This window comes from Nonomuraea fuscirosea (genome assembly GCF_003001935.1).
Lineage (GTDB): Bacteria > Actinomycetota > Actinomycetes > Streptosporangiales > Streptosporangiaceae > Nonomuraea > Nonomuraea fuscirosea.
In genome coordinates this window covers 150,799-167,441 of sequence record NZ_PVNG01000005.1, presented here as the reverse complement: position 1 = coordinate 167,441, position 16,643 = coordinate 150,799, and the positions used below count along the sequence as shown (strand labels likewise).

16 protein-coding genes are annotated in these 16,643 nt (G+C 72.7%); 10 read left to right on the top strand and 6 right to left on the bottom strand.

Annotated elements, in window-relative coordinates; translation table 11 throughout:
• Positions 1-99: 99 nt before the first annotated feature.
• Complete coding sequence (locus B0I32_RS13665; protein ID WP_106238630.1) at positions 100-561, top strand: MarR family winged helix-turn-helix transcriptional regulator; 462 nt, start codon at positions 100-102, stop codon at positions 559-561.
• A gap of 10 nt (positions 562-571) precedes the next feature.
• On the opposite strand, the gene B0I32_RS13660 is transcribed toward B0I32_RS13665, so the two are convergent.
• Positions 572-1,078 carry a MarR family winged helix-turn-helix transcriptional regulator gene (locus B0I32_RS13660; RefSeq protein WP_181307351.1) on the bottom strand — a complete coding sequence of 169 codons (507 nt, stop codon included), beginning with the start codon at positions 1,076-1,078 and terminating at the stop codon, positions 572-574.
• Between the two features lie 111 nt (positions 1,079-1,189).
• Between B0I32_RS13660 and B0I32_RS61390 the strand changes: the two genes are divergently transcribed.
• Positions 1,190-3,811 (top strand): MFS transporter, encoded by a 2,622-nt coding sequence (locus B0I32_RS61390; protein WP_342751734.1) that lies wholly within the window; start codon positions 1,190-1,192, stop codon positions 3,809-3,811.
• A 107-nt stretch (positions 3,812-3,918) separates the two neighbouring features.
• Here B0I32_RS61390 and B0I32_RS13650 read toward each other — a convergent pair whose 3' ends face one another.
• The 3 genes from B0I32_RS13650 to B0I32_RS13640 all read right to left on the bottom strand — a co-directional run bounded on the left by B0I32_RS13650 (position 3,919) and on the right by B0I32_RS13640 (position 6,102).
• The gene (locus tag B0I32_RS13650; RefSeq protein WP_106238627.1) at positions 3,919-4,587 is read right to left on the bottom strand and encodes a TetR/AcrR family transcriptional regulator; all 669 of its coding nucleotides are present in this window, start codon (positions 4,585-4,587) and stop codon (positions 3,919-3,921) included.
• Positions 4,588-4,767: 180 nt separating this feature from the next.
• Positions 4,768-5,208, bottom strand: a complete 441-nt coding sequence (locus B0I32_RS13645; RefSeq protein WP_181307349.1) for a nuclear transport factor 2 family protein — start codon at positions 5,206-5,208, stop codon at positions 4,768-4,770.
• A 198-nt stretch (positions 5,209-5,406) separates the two neighbouring features.
• A complete protein-coding gene (locus B0I32_RS13640) occupies positions 5,407-6,102 on the bottom strand; it encodes a helix-turn-helix transcriptional regulator (RefSeq protein ID WP_106238624.1) in 696 nt (231 codons plus the stop codon).
• A gap of 119 nt (positions 6,103-6,221) precedes the next feature.
• Between B0I32_RS13640 and B0I32_RS13635 the strand changes: the two genes are divergently transcribed.
• From B0I32_RS13635 to B0I32_RS58795, 5 genes are all read left to right on the top strand, one after another.
• Positions 6,222-6,731, top strand: a complete 510-nt coding sequence (locus B0I32_RS13635; RefSeq protein ID WP_219911779.1) for a DUF2231 domain-containing protein — start codon at positions 6,222-6,224, stop codon at positions 6,729-6,731.
• A gap of 27 nt (positions 6,732-6,758) precedes the next feature.
• Positions 6,759-7,250 (top strand): hypothetical protein, encoded by a 492-nt coding sequence (locus B0I32_RS13630; protein WP_106238622.1) that lies wholly within the window; start codon positions 6,759-6,761, stop codon positions 7,248-7,250.
• Between the two features lie 24 nt (positions 7,251-7,274).
• Complete coding sequence (locus tag B0I32_RS13625; RefSeq protein WP_106238621.1) at positions 7,275-7,646, top strand: arsenate reductase family protein; 372 nt, start codon at positions 7,275-7,277, stop codon at positions 7,644-7,646.
• 88 nt (positions 7,647-7,734) lie between these two features.
• The gene (locus B0I32_RS13620) at positions 7,735-8,211 is read left to right on the top strand and encodes a hypothetical protein (RefSeq protein ID WP_106238619.1); all 477 of its coding nucleotides are present in this window, start codon (positions 7,735-7,737) and stop codon (positions 8,209-8,211) included.
• A gap of 311 nt (positions 8,212-8,522) precedes the next feature.
• The gene (locus B0I32_RS58795; RefSeq protein WP_219911778.1) at positions 8,523-9,980 is read left to right on the top strand and encodes a serine/threonine-protein kinase; all 1,458 of its coding nucleotides are present in this window, start codon (positions 8,523-8,525) and stop codon (positions 9,978-9,980) included.
• Positions 9,981-9,989: 9 nt separating this feature from the next.
• Here B0I32_RS58795 and B0I32_RS13605 read toward each other — a convergent pair whose 3' ends face one another.
• Together B0I32_RS13605 and B0I32_RS13600 are read right to left on the bottom strand one after the other, a co-directional pair.
• Positions 9,990-11,507, bottom strand: a complete 1,518-nt coding sequence (locus tag B0I32_RS13605) for an ABC transporter substrate-binding protein (RefSeq protein WP_106238618.1) — start codon at positions 11,505-11,507, stop codon at positions 9,990-9,992.
• A gap of 102 nt (positions 11,508-11,609) precedes the next feature.
• Positions 11,610-12,341 (bottom strand): SDR family oxidoreductase, encoded by a 732-nt coding sequence (locus B0I32_RS13600; RefSeq protein WP_106238617.1) that lies wholly within the window; start codon positions 12,339-12,341, stop codon positions 11,610-11,612.
• A 73-nt stretch (positions 12,342-12,414) separates the two neighbouring features.
• On the opposite strand from B0I32_RS13600, the gene B0I32_RS13595 reads away from it, so the two are divergent.
• The 3 genes from B0I32_RS13595 to B0I32_RS13585 all read left to right on the top strand — a co-directional run bounded on the left by B0I32_RS13595 (position 12,415) and on the right by B0I32_RS13585 (position 16,599).
• Positions 12,415-13,224, top strand: coding sequence for a helix-turn-helix transcriptional regulator (locus tag B0I32_RS13595; RefSeq protein ID WP_106238615.1), 810 nt, complete (start codon positions 12,415-12,417; stop codon positions 13,222-13,224).
• Positions 13,225-13,409: 185 nt separating this feature from the next.
• Positions 13,410-14,660, top strand: a complete 1,251-nt coding sequence (locus tag B0I32_RS13590) for a phospholipase D-like domain-containing protein (RefSeq protein WP_181307348.1) — start codon at positions 13,410-13,412, stop codon at positions 14,658-14,660.
• 100 nt (positions 14,661-14,760) lie between these two features.
• The gene (locus B0I32_RS13585) at positions 14,761-16,599 is read left to right on the top strand and encodes a DUF2264 domain-containing protein (protein WP_106238611.1); all 1,839 of its coding nucleotides are present in this window, start codon (positions 14,761-14,763) and stop codon (positions 16,597-16,599) included.
• Positions 16,600-16,643 lie beyond the last annotated feature (44 nt).

Genomic DNA, 16,643 nt, shown 5'->3' with positions numbered 1-16,643 from the left:
CATGTTAGGCGCCGTTCCGGACGGTCCGCGTCCGGTATGTCAGGCTCGGGTGGGGGCGTCCCTGTGTAGGCTGGCCGCGAGGAGGGATCAAGACCGGCCATGGACAAGTCCACCGACCGCATCGAGTACGAGACCATGCTGCTCGGGCGGCACCGTTACCTGTCCGCGCCACGTCTTCACCCCGACGGCGGACATCTCGACCGCAGCGCGTACATCGTGCTCAGCCGCCTGGAGCTCGACGGCCCGATGTCGATCGGCCAGCTCAGCGAGGCGTTCCGGCTCGACCCCTCGACGCTCAACCGGCAGACCTCCGCCATGATGCGGGCCGGCCTGGTCGAGCGCATCCCCGACCCCGAAGGCGGCATCGCGCGCAAGTTCCGCGTCACCGAGGAGGGCGAGCACCGCCTGCGGGCCGAGCGCCTGCAGAACATCCAGGGCCTGGAGAAGGTGCTCGAAGGCTGGAGCGAGGAGGACACCGCGGCCTTCGCCGGCTACCTGCGGCGCTTCAACTCCGACATCGAACGGCTCGAAGGCCGCCCCTGGCCCCGTCCCGCCCGCTGACCTTCTCGCCCTACGCTTCCGCTTCCGCTTCCGCTTCCACTTCCGCGCCGAGCCGTCCGGCGAGAGGGCCGGGCGCGCTCTGGGCGGCGAGGCTCTCCATCCCGGCGTTGAACCGCCTCAGATACGCGGCGAAGGCCGCGGTGTCCTCCTCGCTCCAGCCCGCGAGGATGCGTTCCAGCCCGCGCACGTTTCGGTCCCGCTCCTCGTTCAGGCGGCGCCGCCCCTCCTCGGTGACGCGGAACTTGCGCGCGATGCCGCCCTCGGGGTCGGGGATGCGTTCCACCAGCCCGGCGCAGAGCATGGCCGCGCTCTGCCGGTTGATGGTCGAAGAAGCCACTTTGAACGCCTCGCTGAGCTGCCCGATCGACATCGGCCCTTCGAGTTCGAGGCGGCTGAGCAGGACGTAGGCGCTGCGGTCCAGGTGCCGGTCGTCGCCGCGGGCGCTGTGCTGCCTCATGTCGCGGTGCCGCCACAGCAGCATGGCCTCGTACTCGAGCGCGCGTACGGACTGGTTCACGAGCCGTCTCTTTCTTCGTCCGCTGGCCTGTGATGTGCATCATGCACAAGTTGTGCATGGAGCATAGCGTGTGTATGGTGCATTCGGCATAAACAGGTAAGAGGGGGATGAATGGTGCACTCTGCGCCTGCCGTGCGTTCCGGCGGCGGGATCGTCAGCGTGCTCGCGGTGGCCGGCATCGTGGGTGCGCTCATGCAGACCCTGGTGGTGCCCCTGGTCGGCGAGCTGCCCCGGCTGCTGAACGCGAGCGCCGCCGACACCTCCTGGGTGCTCACCGCGACGCTGCTGGTGGGCGCGGTCGCCACCCCCGTCGTCGGCAAACTCGGCGACCTGTACGGCAAGCGCCGCATGATGCTCGTCTGCTCGATCCCCCTCATGGCCGGCTCCGTCGTGTGCGCGTTGTCCGGCTCGCTGATCCCCATGATCGTCGGTCGCGGCATGCAGGGGCTGGGCGTGGGCATGATCCCGCTCGGCGTGAGCGCGCTGCGCGACCTGCTGCCGCCCCAGCGGATCGGCCCCGCCATCGCGCTGATGAGCTCCTCGATGGGCATCGGCGGCGCGCTCGGCCTGCCCATCTCCGCCGCCGTCGCCGAGTACGCGGACTGGCGGATGCTGTTCTGGGGCTCGGCCGCGCTCAGCGTGCTGGTCGCCGTACTGATCTGGACCCTCGTGCCGGCCACGCCCGCCACCGCCAGGGGCCGCCTCGACGTCGTCGGAGCCGTCGGGCTCGGCACGGCGCTCGTCTGCCTGCTGCTCGGCGTGTCCAAGGGCGCCGACTGGGGCTGGACCAGCGGCACCACCCTGGGGCTCCTCGGCGCCGCCGTGGTCGTCCTGCTGCTGTGGGGGCTGTTCGAGCTGCGCGTCCGGGACCCGCTGGTGGACCTGCGGGTGACCGCCCGGCCGCAGGTGCTCTTCACCAACCTGGCCTCCATCCTGGTCGGCTTCGCGATGTACGCGCAGTCGCTGGTCGTCATGCAGATCCTGCAACTCCCCGTGGCCACCGGGTACGGTCTCGGCCAGTCGATGCTGGCGGCCGGGCTGTGGCTGGCTCCCGCCGGGCTGATGATGATGGCCGTCTCCTCGCTCGGCGCCCGCCTGTCGGCCGCCCGGGGGCCCAAGATCAGCCTGTTCGTCGGCGCGCTGGTCATCGCGGCCGGGTACGGGGCCTCGCTGGGGCTCATGGACTGGGCCTGGGGGCTGATGATCGCCAGCTGCGTGGCCAACATCGGCGTCGGGCTCGCCTACGGCGCCATGCCGGCGCTCATCATGGGCGCCGTACCGCAGACCGAGACCGCCTCCGCCAACAGCTTCAACACGCTCATGCGCTCCATCGGCACCTCGGTCTCCGCCGCCGTGGTGGGGGTCGTCCTGGCCCAGATGAGCACGACGCTCGGCGGGCACAGCCTGCCGTCGGAGGGCGGCTTCCGCACGGCACTGCTGATCGGCTGCGGCGTCGCCCTCGCAGCCTCCCTTGTCACCCTGACCCTCCCCAACCCCCGCCCCACCACCCCACAACCTCCCGCCGCCGAACTGGCCACCGGACCTGCAGCCGGGCTGGCCGCTGGGCCGATCGCTGGAGCTGTGGCGGGGCCGGTCGCCGGATCCGCCGATGGGTTTGCCGCCGGGCCCGCTGCTGGACTGGGCGCTGGAGCTGCGGTGGGGCCGGTCGCCGGGCCGCAACCAGGTGCCGGGGCTTCGACCGCCGACTCGCTGCCGTCAAGAGCCGCCCAGTCTGACGCTGTACCACAGGCACTCGGTGGCGGCGCTCAAGCTGGCGCTGATCCGCGGGTCGCCGCCGCGCAGGCCGCCGCGGGCCTCCAAGCTCTCGTCGGCGCTCAGAATTGGGCCGGAACTCAGGCTGCCGCCGCCCAGGCGGGCGCAGGCCCTCAGACCGCCAATCCCCGCCCCGTCACCAGCCCGCACTCGGCTGTCGGCCCACACTCGGCCGCTGGCCAGCGCCCTGCCAACGGCCTGCACTCGGCCAGCGGGCCGCACTCGGTCACCGGGCCGCACTCGGTCACGGGGCCGCACTCGGTCACCGGCCCGTACTCTGCCGTCGGCCCGCTCCCTGCCACCGGTCCGCACCCGGCCGACGGCCCGCACTCAGCCGGCGGTGCGCACTTGGCCAGTGGCCCGCGCTCGGCCGCCGGGTCTTACGCCGGTGCGGGTGCGAATGCCGATGCGATTGCCGATGCCGGTGCAGAGTCCGGTGCCGGTGCGGGTGCCGACGCGGGTGCGGGTGCGAGTACCGGTACGGGTGCGGGGACCGGTGGCGGGTTCTCGTATCGGGCTTCTGCCGGCGACGTGCGGGTGGCGGATGGGGAGCCGGGGCGGCGTTCGTCCGGCGAGGCGACTCAGCCGTTCGGGCGGGTGGCGCAGCCCATGCCGATCGTGCACGAGGAGCTCGGGCCTTGGGGGGACGCGTTCCGGTCGCGCGAGGAGCGAGTAGCCCCTGAGGGGGCTGGTCGTCCGGACCTGTCGCCCGCGTACCTGCCGCAGGACCGGCCGACGGCGGACGAGCTGGCCGAGCTGCGCTGGCTGCGCAGGGAGAACGCCGAACTGCGCCGGGTGAACCTGGAGCTGCGCGGCGAGTGCGCGACCGTACGGGACGAGAACGCCGAGATCCGCGCGGAGAACACCGGGCTGCGCGAGGAGAACACGGAGCTGCGCCGGGAGCTCGACGTGCTCATGGGAAGCGTGTCCGCCTGGGTGAAGAACCTGGCCGACCGCTGATGGGCCAGCCGTCCTGATCGGGCCGGGGGTCAGACGGCCGGGTTCAAGGCGGGGGTCAGAGGGTCGGGTTGGGGGTGGAGGTCAGAGGGTCGGGTTCGGGGTGGAGGTCAGCGGTGGCGGTCGAGGCCGGTGGCCAGTTCGGCGATGGCCTGGTCGATCTGCTTGCCCAGTACGGCCATGGACGGTGTCAGCTCTGGGCCGGGTCCCGGCAGCAGCCACTGATCCAGGACGACACGAAGCGCCGACAGCACCGCCGCCGCGCACACCGCCGGATAGATCGGGCCGTCCCCCGGACCCTGGCCAGGAGGGGGGAGGCCGAGGCGGTCGGCGATCGCGGTGGCGAGGGCCTGTTCCTGGGCGGCGAGCACGGCCAGCTTCTGCGGCACCAGCGACGGCGCCTTCCTGACCAGCCGCATCGCCGCGAGGTAGTCGCGACCGGCCGCGTCGCTGCGGTTCATGACGGTGAGCACCGCCTCGCGGAACGCCTGGAGCACCGATTCGGTGAGCGGCCGGGCCCGGAACTCGGCGATGAGCACCTCCGCCCCGGACGACAGCGAGGCCACCACCGCCTCCTCCTTGCTGGAGAAGTAGTTGAAGAAGGTGCGCAGCGCGATGTCGGCCTCGTAGGCGATCTGCTCGACCGTGACGTTCTCGACGCCGTGCCGCACCGACAGCCGCAGCGCGGCCTCGCGCAGCGCGGCCCGCGTGGCCTGTTTCTTACGCTCACGGCGCCCGACGACCGGCTCGGCGGTCTCGGTCGGCGCAGGATGGCTCACCCGTTCTCCTCTCCTGCCACGGTCGGCCGCTCCCTCATTATGAGGCTTAGGCCGACCACGTCAGGACGGCTTCGGGTGACCGTTACGGGTGGTTCGCCCGGCTGATCGGGTGGGCAAGTCCCGGTGGGGCGGTCAGGCGATGAGCCCGTACTCGATCCCGGCCCGCCGCCGTCCAGACCCTCATCCCTTGATCGTGGTGCCCTGCGCGGAAACGAGGTGCCAGAGGCCGGGGGAAGAGGAGGCGGCGTACACGTGGGTGTAGCGGCTCGCGGCGCTGAACGGGGTGCCGTCGGGGTTGGTGAAGTTCATCCCGGTACGTCCGACGACGATCCCCACGTCCCCGACCACCCGCACGACCGCCTCGCCGGGGAACGACTCGATCCGGGGGAACTCCAGGGACCCGGACGCGACCAGGCCGATCACCGTCTCCTTGTCGGCGACGGCCCCGTCCTCGACGCCCACGAGGAGGAAGTCGTCCGCCAGCAGCTCCTTGAGCCGGCCGGCGTCGCCGCTCACCAGGGCGTCGAAGAAGCTCTGGTCGTGATCGAGGAGGGTGTCGCGGACGGAGTCGGGCGGCATGTCGAGGGAGGCGCCGCCGGGAGTGCCGTGGTCGGAGGTCATGGGAGTCCGTTCGTCGAGGCAGGGACGGACGCCAAGGGTAGACATTGACGCCGGTGTCAAGGTCAAGCGATCGGTTTCCGGGCCGGGCCGGCGAAGTCCTGATCGGCTGGACGGTCTTCTGATCAGGCGGGTGGTCCGATCCGGCGGGCGGGTCCTGTTCGGGTGAACGGTGTCCTGGTCGGACGGGCGGTGTTCCGGTCAGGGGGATGGGGGCCGGGTGGCGAGGGTGACGCAGCAGTTGCCGGGTCTCGGCGCGAGGGTGGCGTCGAGGGTGGTGGCGCCGAGGCCGTCGAGGAGGCCCGAGACGAAGGCGTGGTTGATGGCGCAGACGAGGTCGGGGTCGTCGGCCGCCATCGGGTGGAACGGGCAGTTGCGCAGGCTCATCCGCGTGGGGGCGTCGCGGGCGGGCTCGAAGCCGTGGCGTTCGAGCAGGTCGGCGACGTAGGTGAGGGCCCGCTCGGGGCCGAGCCGCCCAGGCCTGAGCCGGTCGCGGTCGGCCGCGCCCAGTGACCGCCCGTGGGAGGCGGCCGAGCGCAGCGCCGCGTCGGTGCCGCTCTCGCCGGGGGCCTGGTGGCGTACGGCCCGCAGCAGGATGCCGGCCAGCAGGCCGTGCTCGCGCGGCGGGATGCTGATCTGCAGGCTCGTCTCGGCCGGCGCGTACACCTTGGGCGTACGGCCTGCGCGGCGCAGGCCGGCCGGACGGGCGTAGGAGACGGAGAGCAGGCCGACGGCGACCAGCTTGTCCAGGTGGAAGGCGGCGAGCTTGCGCGAGATGCCCGCGTCGCGGGCGGCCTCGTCGCGGGTCACGGGGGCGGGCGAGCGGCGGACGTGGTCGTAGAGGCGGCGCCGCAGATCGTCGCCGAGCACCGCGACGGCTTCCAGCGCTGAGCTCATGAGGTGAGGATAACACCCATGTCGATGGGTCAAATGATGAGGATAGTCTCCTCTAACTGTGCGGCCATAGACCTTCGATCGAATAAAGCTAAAACTTGTTGGCAAATAGGAGGTGGGCCGTGATCAGTCCACTGCATCGCGCCAAGCGCCCGGCGACCGCTCTCGCCGGCCCGTACGGGCATCCGTTCCATCCGATCCTGGTCACCGTGCCCATCGGCGCCTGGGTGACCAGCCTGGTCTTCGACCTCGCCTCGTACGTCGTGCCCGACCCCGCTTTCCTGGTCAGGGGCTCGCTCTGGCTGATCGCGACGGGCGTGATCGGAGCGCTGGGGGCGGCTCTGTTCGGGTTCCTCGACTTCCTCGGCATCGAGCGGGGGACCGCCGCGTACCGCACGGGGATCGTGCACATGTGCCTCAACCTGACGGTCACCGCCGCGTACGGCCTGGCCTGGGCCTGGCGCGCCTCCGGTGGCGTCACGGCCGAGCCGGTCCCCGCCGGGCAGGTGGCCCTGGCGGCCGTCAGCCTGGCCGCCCTGGCGGTCTCGGGCTACCTGGGAGGCAAGCTCGCCTACCGGTACGGCGTCCGCGTCGCCGACGAGAAGACGCAGGCCGAAGGTTTCCACACCTGATCAGCACCTGATCCGCGAAGGAGGATCATGGACATCGCCGCACTCATCACCTGGATCGTCACCGCGCTCGGCGGCTTCGCCATGCTGGGCATCTGGATCTCCCGGGGCGGCCTGCGCCGCGACGAGGGCGCCCCCACCCGGCTGCCCTCGCCCGTGGTCTTCGGGCATCTGCTGCTCGCCGCCGCGGGACTGGTCGCCTGGATCCTCTACCTGGCGACCGGCTCGGCCGCCCTCGGCTGGACGGCGCTGGTCCTGCTGGTGCCGGTGGCCCTGCTGGGCTTCGTCATGCTGGCCCGCTGGATCCCGGTCCACCGCGCCGCAGCCCCCGGGACCGCAGCTCCTGAGACGTCCGCGCCCGCGACCGACGCCTTCCAGACCACCGCCCCAGGGACCGCGCCCGGAGCCGCCGCCGGAGCCGTCGCGCCGGCCGAGCGGCACTTCCCGGTCGCGGTCGTGATCGGGCACGGAGTGCTGGCCGTCGTCACGCTCGTGCTCGTCCTGCTCACCGTCCTCGGCTGAGGCCGGCCGGTACGGTCGTGAGCCATGGAGATCTGGATCAATCCCGCGTGCTCGAAGTGCCGCTCCGCCCTGTCCGTCCTGGACGCCGAGGCCGCCGACTACACCGTGCGGCACTACCTGGAGGACCCGCCGGACGAGGCGGAGCTGCGCGAGGTCCTGGCCCGGCTCGGCCTCGAACCGTGGGACATCACCAGGACCGGTGAGGCGCGGGCGGCCGAGCTGGGCGTGGACGCCTGGCCGCGCGACGCCGCCCACCGGGACCGGTGGATCGCGGCGCTGGCGAAGGATCCGATCCTGATCCAGCGCCCGATCATCACCGCCGACGACGGTTCGGCGGTGATCGGCCGGTCCGAGGATGCGGTACGCCGTACGCTCCAGAAGCGAGACAAGGGCTGACGAGGCGGCGTCCGGCGTGGCACCGGTCGGGGCGGGGTCACGTTCGTCACAATGGGCAGCAGTCTGATCACCACCTGCGAGGGGGCGCATGCGGTCCATCACGAGGGCGACGGCGGCGCTCGCCCTGGCCGCCCCGCTGGCTGTCGTCTCCCTGACCGCCTCGCCGGCCGCCGCCGCCTCCGACGACTCCGACGACGACCAGCCGAAGTGGCGCAAGCTCACGTCGTTCCGCATCTCGCCCGAGGCGCCGCACCAGAACGACGTCCTCAGGGTGCTGCTGCACTGCCCTGCCGAGGCGAACCACGCGATCCTCGGCTCCACCGCGTTCATGCTGAAGGGCTCGTGGCGCCGCTACCGCGAGGTCGGCGTGGGCTTGACGAGCCGGGGCTTCGGCAGGCGGGCCGTGATCATCTCCCGCTACGCACCCCCGGGGGATCACGAGGTGCGGATGAAGTGCGTCAAGGTGAGCATCCACAAGCCGAGCGGCCTGCGGAAGGTCAAGGTGCTCAGCCGGGCCGCGCTGCCGCTCGTGGTGCGCGAGTTCCACATCGGCCAGTACTTCTGAGCACGGCTACCAGTCGTGCACCGTGCCGTCCAGCAGCCGGTTGACCGGCAGGTACGCCTGCTCGTACGGATGAGCCGCCGCCAGCCGTTCATCGAGCTCCACCCCGAGCCCCGGCTCCTCGCCCGGTGGATCGCGGCGGCCATGCCGACGGGGGAGCCGACGGGGGAGATGTCCTCGGGCCCGTGCACGGCGCTCTTGATCGATCTCGACCTCCAGCGGGATCCGGGCCTCGATGAGCTGCCGGACCGTCGGCCGGCCCGCGTTGATCAGTAAGATCGCCCTGTTCGGTGATCCGGCGATCGGGAGCCTCGATGAGCGACCCGGGCGGCTTCGGCCCCCTCACGGAGGACGAGCGCGAGGTCATCGGCCCCTACCGGATCGCGGGCCGGATGGGCGCCGGCGGCATGGGCGTGGTCTACGCGGGCACCGCGCCCGACGGCGCCAGGGTCGCGGTCAAGGTCATCCATCCCGGGCTGGCCGCCGACCCCGACTTCCACGCCCGCTTCGTGCGCGAGGTGGACATGCTGTCCCGGGTACGGGGCCGGTGCACGGTCTCGGTGCTCGCCGCCGACACCGCCGCGATGCCGCCGTGGCTGGCCACCGAGTACGTCCCCGGCCCGACCCTGAACGCCCACGTACGCGGCGGCGGCCCGCTGGCGTACGAGCGGCTGATCGACTTCGGCGTGGACATCGCCGAGGCGCTGACCGACATCCACCGGGCCGGCGTCGTGCACCGCGACCTGAAGCCGGGCAACGTGATCCTGTCCGCGTCCGGCGCGAAGGTGCTCGACTTCGGCATCGCGCGGGCCCTCGACGAGAGCGGGCTCACCGGCACCGGCGGCCTGATCGGCACGCCGGGGTGGATCAGCCCCGAGCAGTACCGGGGCGAGCAGGCAGACGCCGCCGCCGACGTCTTCGCGTGGGGCGCGCTGATGACGTACGCCGCGACGGGGCAGCCGCCGTTCGGCACCGGGCCGCCCGAGGTGCTCGCCTACCGCGTCATGAGCACCGACCCCGACGTGTCCGGGGTGCCCGCGCCGCTGCGCGCCCTGGTGCGCGCCGCCCTGGCCAAGGACCGCGCGGCCCGGCCCGCCGCGCACGAACTCCTCGCCAGGACGGCCGCGATCAGGGCGGGCACGGCCGACCCGGCCGGGGGCGGGAAGCGGATGACGGTGCCGCTCTGGCCGGCGGCGGCGGCCGTCACGGCGGTCGTGGTGGCCGGCGTGGTGATCGCGGTGAGCTCGTCCGGAGTGCTGGGCGCGCTGGTGTCCCCGGACGGGTCCCCCGCAACCGCCGAAGCCGCCGGGCGGAGCTCCGGCGAGACGCCGTCCGACACCCCCGAGCCGGACGTCACCCCGGAGCGGACGCCCGACGACACCGCCGAGCCGACCCCCGAGAAGAGCACCAAGAGCCCGGAGAAGACTCCCGAGGAGACCGAGAGCGAGACCCCGACCCCGCGCCGGACCAAACGGCCCTCCATCCCGTGCGCGAGCGCGTCCGCGGTGCTGAGCTACCTGAAGCGGATGAACCAGGGCAGCCTGCCCGCCGACGCCCGCGTCACCGGCAGCAAGTGCTCGGGCAAGTGGGTGGCCGCCAGGATCGAGTCGCCGAGCGTCGGCGGCGTGCAACTGGTCGCGACCCGGAACGCCGGCGGCTTCACCGGCGGCGAGTACGGCAGCAACTTCTGCTCGCTGACCGACCAGCCGTCCCTGCTCAGGAGCGCCCCCGCGACCATCCGCGGCTGGTTGTGCCCCAACGGGTTCAGCTGACCCGGCCCGTCACCGGGCGGGCGCGTAGCCGTAGAGGGACGGCGTCGCCATGCCGTCCTGCGGGCTGATCGTCACCGTGCCGTCGGACACGTGCAGGTACGTCATCCGGAAGAAGGGCACGAACCAGCCGTCCTCCACCAGGTGCCGGTTGAGCGCTTCGAGATCGGCCTCGGCCGGCCTGTCCTTGAGCTTCGGCAGCAGCCGGCCGACCGTGGCGTCGGTGTAGCCGGACGGGTTGAGCGTCCCCGGCAGCACCAGGTCGCGCAGCACGGCCCAGTCGTCGGCCGACTGACGCAGATTCATGACCAGCCCCGGATACGCCTGCTCCAGCAGGATCCGCCGCAGGGCCGAGCCGTGGTCGAGCGGCTCCCACACCACCTCCACGCCGACCGCGCCCAGATCGGCCCGGAGCAGAGCGGCCAGCGTGGGGCTCACGACCGCCGGGTCGCGCGGCAGCCTGAGCGTGAACCCGTTCGCCAGCCCGGCCTCGGCCAGCAGCTCGCGCGCCCTGGCCCGGTTGAGCGCGTAGTAGGTGTCGAGCTCGGGCCGGTAGCCGGCCGTGCGCGGCCCGAAGACCTGGCCGGTGACCTGGCCGCGGCCCTGCCTGAGCTTGCTCAGCAGGGTCGGGCGGTCGACGGCGTAGTTGAGCGCCCGGCGCACCCGGGGATCCTTCAGCTCGGGCGTCACCGTGCCCGCGCGGTCGAACAGCAGCAGGCCCTGGAGGTCGGCGACCTGCTCGACGGTGCTGAACCTGGGGTCGTTCCTGACCGCCGCCTGCTGGGCCGGGTCGCGGAGCAGGGCGGCGTCGAACCGGCCGGCCGTCAGGCCGTTCACGATCGCGCTCTCGTCGGGGAGGTAGCCGAACGTGATCGTGTCGTAGGGGAGCCGCGCGCCCCAGTAGTCCGCCGCCCTGGTGAACACCCACGTGTAGCCGGCCACCGTCCTGGCCCGGTCCAGCTCGTACGGGCCGGTGCCGCTCGGGTCGATCCGCAGCCCCTCGCCGGGCAGCCCGGAAGGGGCGGCCACCAGGCCGGCCGGGCCGCTGAGCGAGGGGAGCAGCCCCGGATCGGGCTCCGGCAGGACCAGCCTCACCCGCCTGGCGTCCACCACCTCGACCGCCTCGACCCCGGCCAGCACGGCAGCCGCGGCGCCGTCGCCCCGCCGCAGGTGATCCAGGTTCGCCTTGACCGCGCTCGCGTCGAAAGGAGTGCCGTCGTCGAACCGCACGCCGGTGCGCAGGGTGAGCGTCAGCGCGGTCCTTTCGGCGTCGTAGGCCCATCCGGTGGCGAGCATGGGGCTGAGCGTGCCGTCCGGCTCCCGCCTGATCAAAGTGTCGTAGACCGCCTGGAAGTACGGCAGCGTGGCGACGGTCGCGTCTTCGGTGTCGAAGCTCGTGAGCAGGGTCGTGGTGGCGAGGTCGAGAGACGGGTCGGCCGGGGCCGAGGCCGCGCCGCCGGGGACCGCGCAGCCCGCCAGCACCGTCGCCGCGGCCAGCAGGGCGAGCAACCGCGTGGGTGCGGGGGGCATGGCACTCACTCCGTCTCACGAGAGCGGCCCCAGCGCGAGGCGCCCTTCCGGATGGTCAGCCAATTCTCCCGCCGGCCGGGAGCGCTCGGGCCCCCTCGGCCGCTACCAGGGCACGGTGCTCCCGTCCCAGGAGACGAACGCGCCGGTGGGGCCGTCGTCGGGGAGCAGGGCCAGCCGCACGGCCGCCTCCGCGGCCTCGGCCGGGTCGCCGCCGGAGGCGGCCCGCGCGGTGAGATCCGTCTTGCGCAGCCCGGGGGCGAGCGCGTTCACCTTGAACCCCTCGGCGTCGAGCGCCTGCGCGTAGTAGAGCGTCAGGGCGTTCAGCGCCGCCTTGGACGAGCGGTAGGCGGCGGCCGAGCCGACGGAGACCGCGAACGGGTGCGCCGGGTCCGCGCTCTGGGTCAGCGAGCCGGTGCCGCTGGAGATGTTCACGATCCTGGGCCTGGGGGAGCGGCGCAGCGCGGGCAGGAAGGCGTTCGTGACGGCGAGCACGCCGAAGACGTTCGTCTCGTACGTACGGCGGAAGCCGTCCATCGAAGCCTCGGGCGCCTTCGCGTCGTCGGCCATGATCCCGGCGTTGTTCACCAGGACGTCCAGGCTGCCCACCGCCCGCGCCGCCGCGGCGATGCTCTCCTCGTCGGTGACGTCGATGACCAGCGGCCGGGCGTCGCCGCCGATCTCCTTGGCCGCCTGCTCACCCCGGTCTAGATCGCGCGAGCCGACGTGGACGGTGAAACCCGCGTCCGCGAGCTGCCGGGCTATCTCCTTGCCGATCCCCTTGTTGGCGCCGGTGACCAGCGCGGTGGAATCCTGCGGTGCCACGAAGTCGTTCATAGCTTCGACGATGCCATCGGCGGCAGGGGCCCAACCAGGGACTACCGATCCCTGGAAGTGAAGGGAGAGGCACGTGGCCAAGCGGGAGCTGGCCCGTTTCCTGCGGGCGCGGAGGGAGGGCCTGCGTCCCGCCGACGTGGGGCTGCCCGCCGACCGGCGGCGCAGGACACCGGGGCTGCGCAGGGAAGAGGTGGCCGAGCTGGCGAACATGTCGGTCGACTACTACGCCCGGCTCGAACAGGCGCGCGGGCCCCGCCCGTCGCCGCGCGTCCTCGACGCGCTCACCGGCGCGCTGCGGCTCGACCGCGCCGAGCGCACCCACCTGTTCCAGCTCGCCGGAGCGCCGCCCGCGCCGCCGCCCGGCCCGGTACGCCGGGTCCGCCCCGACGTGTCCGGGCTGCTCGACCGCATCCCCGACGCGGGCGCCATCGTCACCGACGCGAGCTACGACGTCATCGCCTCGAACCCGCTCGCCCGCATCCTGCTGGGCGGCGACTTCGAGACCGAGCCGAACCTGGCCCGCCGCCGCTTCCTGGGCACCGGCCCGCTGCCCGAGAGCTCCGGCAGGGAGGAGTTCGGCCGCGTCGTGGTCTCCCGCCTGCGCCGGGCCGCCGAGCGGTATCCGCGGGACGCGGCGCTGGCCGGGCTGCTGCGCGAGCTGCGGGCGGGCAGCGCGGAGTTCGTCGAGCTCTGGGAGAGCGACCCGGTGCACGCGCCGGGCCACCGGACCAAGACGGTGCCGCATCCGGGCGGCGGCACGCTGCGGGTGAACTGCGACATTCTCGTGGTTCCCGACGACGATCAGCAGGTCGTCTTCATCACGGGAGACCCGGGCACGCCCGCCGCCCGCGCGCTGCGCGAACTGAACCGCACGCTGCGCTGACGGCGCGCCCGGCGCGCCCGGCGCGGTCGGCTCGGGGCTCTTGGCGCGGCGGGCGGGCTCAACGGATGCTCAACGAGGGCTCAACGGCATCGGGCGCATCATGCGGATCGCCGGCCGCGTGCCGCCCGGAGGCGGGATCATGCGGTGGTGCGTCCAGGCGTCCGCGATCTCGTACAGGAGCCCTCATGCGAATGAAGCGAACCACCGTCCTGGCCTGTCTCCTGGCCTTAGCCTTCACCGCCGCGCCGGTCACGGGGGCGGCGGCCGACGTGAGCGGGCCGCCGGTGATGAACGCGCCGGTGTTCAACGACCCGACGGCCGACTCGGGCGTGGCCGGCAGCCCGAGCGCCGCGCAGTCGGCCGTCATGGACCAGCTCATCAGGCTCATCAAGGCCGTCCCCGCGGGCGGCGAGATCCGGTTCGCGATGCACGAGTTCGCCCCCGGCGACCGGTCGAGCGAGGTGGCCGCGTCCCTGATCGCCGCGCACGAGCGGGGCGCCGGCGTCCAGGTGATCATGGACAGCCAGGACGACGGCGGCAACGACGCCGTCTTCGGGCAGCTCAGCGCCGCGCTCGGCACCGCGGAGACGGCCGCGTCGTGGGCGGTGCGCTGCGAGTACCCGAGCCAGGACCTCGACCGCGGCTGCATCGCCCGCAACTACCTGCACGACAAGTTCGCCACCTTCTCCCGCGTCGTCGCCGGCGGCGCCACCTACGACAAGGTCGTCTTCCAGAGCTCGTCGAACCTGTCCAACTGGTACCTGTACAACTCCTACAACGACGGGTTCACCCTCTCCGACGCCACGGTCTACGACGGCTACGTCCGCTACTTCAAGGACCTGCGCGCCGGCCGCCTCAAGCCGGTCAACCCCGACTACTTCTGGACGACCCCCACCGGCTCCACGTACAAGGGGCACTTCTTCCCCCGGCTCAGCTCGGCGGGCGACCCGATCGTCAACGTGCTCAAGCTGGTCAAGTGCGGCTACAAGGACGCCGAAGGCGTGCAGCGGCAGACGGACGTCCGCCTGGCCCTGACGGCCTGGAACGCCGCCAGGAAGGAGATCGCCGACGAGCTGATCCGGCTGCGCGGCGAGAACTGCTGGATCGACATCGTCTACTACGACGACCCCGCGAAGCGGAACGTCACCCACCACATCAGGGGACTGCTCGCCCGCAAGGCGTCGAACGGCAAGTATCTGCAGGTCAGGCCGTGCCGGTTCACTGTCGGGAATCGTTCCGTGGTGCCGCACACGAAGCTGATGATGATCGACGGCGCGTACGACGGCGGCATCACGCCCCGCGTCTACACCGGCAGCGCGAACTTCACCACGCTGGAGAACGCCGACGACTCCCTGCTCCGGATCAGCGGCCGTGACGTGCACTCCCAGTACCTGTCGTGGTTCTACCAGATCCGCAGCGCCTGCCGCGGCGGCTGAGCCTCGGGGAGGACGGGCGCGGTGGGACTGGCCGGCGAAGCCGTCTCATCGCGCGGCACCGCGATCGGTAAGCGCTTACCGGCGTAGTATCCTCCGCTTTATGTCTTTTCGCCGCCCGCCGTCCGACGACCACCTGTCCGGTCATACCGGCTGGACCCGGGCGCACTGGGAGGCCATGGCCGACCACCTGCTCGACTCCGTGCTCCCGTACGCGACGGACGGCTTCGCCCAGTTCCGTCTGCCGGGCCGGGCGAGCAGGTCGGGGCCGGTCAGCGACGGCCTGGAGGGGTTCGCCCGCACGTTCCTGCTCGCCGCCTTCAGGATCGCCGGTGCGGGCGGCCGGGTGCCGCCCGCGCTGATCGAGCGGTACGCGAGCGGCCTGGTGGCCGGCACCGACCCCGCTCACCCGCACGCCTGGCCGCCGCTGACCGACATGTCGCAGCAGCTCGTCGAGGCGGCCTCGATCGCGCTCGCCCTGCACGAGACCCGCCCGTGGCTGTTCGACCGGCTGGCCCCGGCCGAGCGGGAGCGGGTGGTGGCCTGGCTGGCCGGGTTCATCGGGCGGCGCACCCCGGACAACAACTGGGTGCTGTTCCGGGTGGTCGTCGAGCAGTTCCTGGCCGAGGCAGGCGGGCCGTACGAACCCGCCGAGATCCAGGGCGGCCTGGAGCGCATCGAGGACTGGTACGCCGGCGACGGCTGGTACTCCGACGGCCAGGGCAAGAACTTCGACTACTACTGCGGCTGGGCGATGCACCTCTACCCGTCGCTGTGGGCCAGGATGGCCGGCGACACCGCCCGCCAGGAGCTCTACGCCGCCCGGCTGCACCGCTTCCTGGGCCAGTACCAGCACTTCTTCGCGGCCGACGGCGGTCCTGTGCACCAGGGGCGGTCGCTGACGTACCGGTTCGCCACGGTCGTCCCGTTCTGGCTGGGCGCGCTGACCGGCGCCACGCCGCTGCCGCCCGGCCGCACCCGGCGCATCGCCAGCGGCGCGCTGCGCCACTTCGCCGAGCACGGCGCGCCCGACGAGCGCGGCCTGCTCACCCTCGGCTGGTACGACGCCTTCGAGCCGGTCACGCAGTCGTACTCGGGGCCGGCGTCGCCGTACTGGGCGAGCAAGGCGTTCCTCGGTCTGCTGCTGCCACCCGAGCACCCCGTCTGGACGGCGCCCGAGCAGGCCGCGCCCGTCGACCTGGCCGACCAGACGCTCGCCATGCCCGCGCCCGGCTGGCTGCTGCACGCCACCCGCGACGACGGCGTGGTCCGGCTGATCAACCACGGCAGCGACCGCGACCGCGTCCAGGACCAGGACATCCCCGACCCGCACTACCTCAAGTTCGCCTACACCAGCCACTCGGGACCCGAGACGGGAGCCGTGGACAACCACCTGGCCGTTCTCGCCTCCGACGGCGCCGCCTCGCTCAGGCGGCGGATCGAGCCCCTGGCCGTCGCCGACCGCTTCGCCGCCTCCGCCTACCAGGACGGTCCCGTCCGGGTGGTGACGGCCTCGGTCGTGGACGGCGCGGCCGAGATCAGGATCCACCGGGTCACCGCTCCCGAGGGGCGTCAGGTGCGCGACGGCGGTCACGCCCTGGCCGCCCCGGTGCCGCTCGACCTGAAGGAAGGGGAGGTCAGGCGGCCGGACGGCCTCGGCAGCGGGGTACGGCCGCTGCACGGGTACGCGGGCACGGGGATCGTCACGGCCGAGGGGGCCAACGCCTTCGGCCGCTGCTCGGCCACCCCGTACGCGATCGGCGACCACCCCGGCGGCACCGCCGTCTACGTCAGCCTCGTCTGGCTGGCCGGGGCCCCGCCGGCGTCGCCCGGCGTGCGCGTCGAGGGGGACGACCTGGTCGTCCTGACGCTGCCCGGCGGCGACACGGCGACCGTCCACCTGAACGGCATCCCGTCCTGCGAACGCGCCACCTTGAGCTGACCTGGTCGCCCCGCTCAGCACGAGTCAGCGTCCCCGCGCTGAAC

What these genes read in the sequence shown, in the direction of transcription:
- B0I32_RS13665 (WP_106238630.1), top strand. Translation starts at nt 100, where the DNA reads ATGGACAAGTCCACCGACCGCATCGAGTACGAGACCATGCTGCTCGGG.
- B0I32_RS61390 (WP_342751734.1), top strand. Translation starts at nt 1,190, where the DNA reads ATGGTGCACTCTGCGCCTGCCGTGCGTTCCGGCGGCGGGATCGTCAGC.
- B0I32_RS13645 (WP_181307349.1), bottom strand. Translation starts at nt 5,208, where the DNA reads ATGACCTCCGACCACGGCACTCCCGGCGGCGCCTCCCTCGACATGCCG.
- B0I32_RS13640 (WP_106238624.1), bottom strand. Translation starts at nt 6,102, where the DNA reads ATGAGCTCAGCGCTGGAAGCCGTCGCGGTGCTCGGCGACGATCTGCGG.
- B0I32_RS13630 (WP_106238622.1), top strand. Translation starts at nt 6,759, where the DNA reads ATGGACATCGCCGCACTCATCACCTGGATCGTCACCGCGCTCGGCGGC.
- B0I32_RS13625 (WP_106238621.1), top strand. Translation starts at nt 7,275, where the DNA reads ATGGAGATCTGGATCAATCCCGCGTGCTCGAAGTGCCGCTCCGCCCTG.
- B0I32_RS13620 (WP_106238619.1), top strand. Translation starts at nt 7,735, where the DNA reads ATGCGGTCCATCACGAGGGCGACGGCGGCGCTCGCCCTGGCCGCCCCG.
- B0I32_RS58795 (WP_219911778.1), top strand. Translation starts at nt 8,523, where the DNA reads ATGAGCGACCCGGGCGGCTTCGGCCCCCTCACGGAGGACGAGCGCGAG.
- B0I32_RS13605 (WP_106238618.1), bottom strand. Translation starts at nt 11,507, where the DNA reads ATGCCCCCCGCACCCACGCGGTTGCTCGCCCTGCTGGCCGCGGCGACG.
- B0I32_RS13600 (WP_106238617.1), bottom strand. Translation starts at nt 12,341, where the DNA reads ATGAACGACTTCGTGGCACCGCAGGATTCCACCGCGCTGGTCACCGGC.
- B0I32_RS13590 (WP_181307348.1), top strand. Translation starts at nt 13,410, where the DNA reads ATGCGAATGAAGCGAACCACCGTCCTGGCCTGTCTCCTGGCCTTAGCC.
- B0I32_RS13585 (WP_106238611.1), top strand. Translation starts at nt 14,761, where the DNA reads ATGTCTTTTCGCCGCCCGCCGTCCGACGACCACCTGTCCGGTCATACC.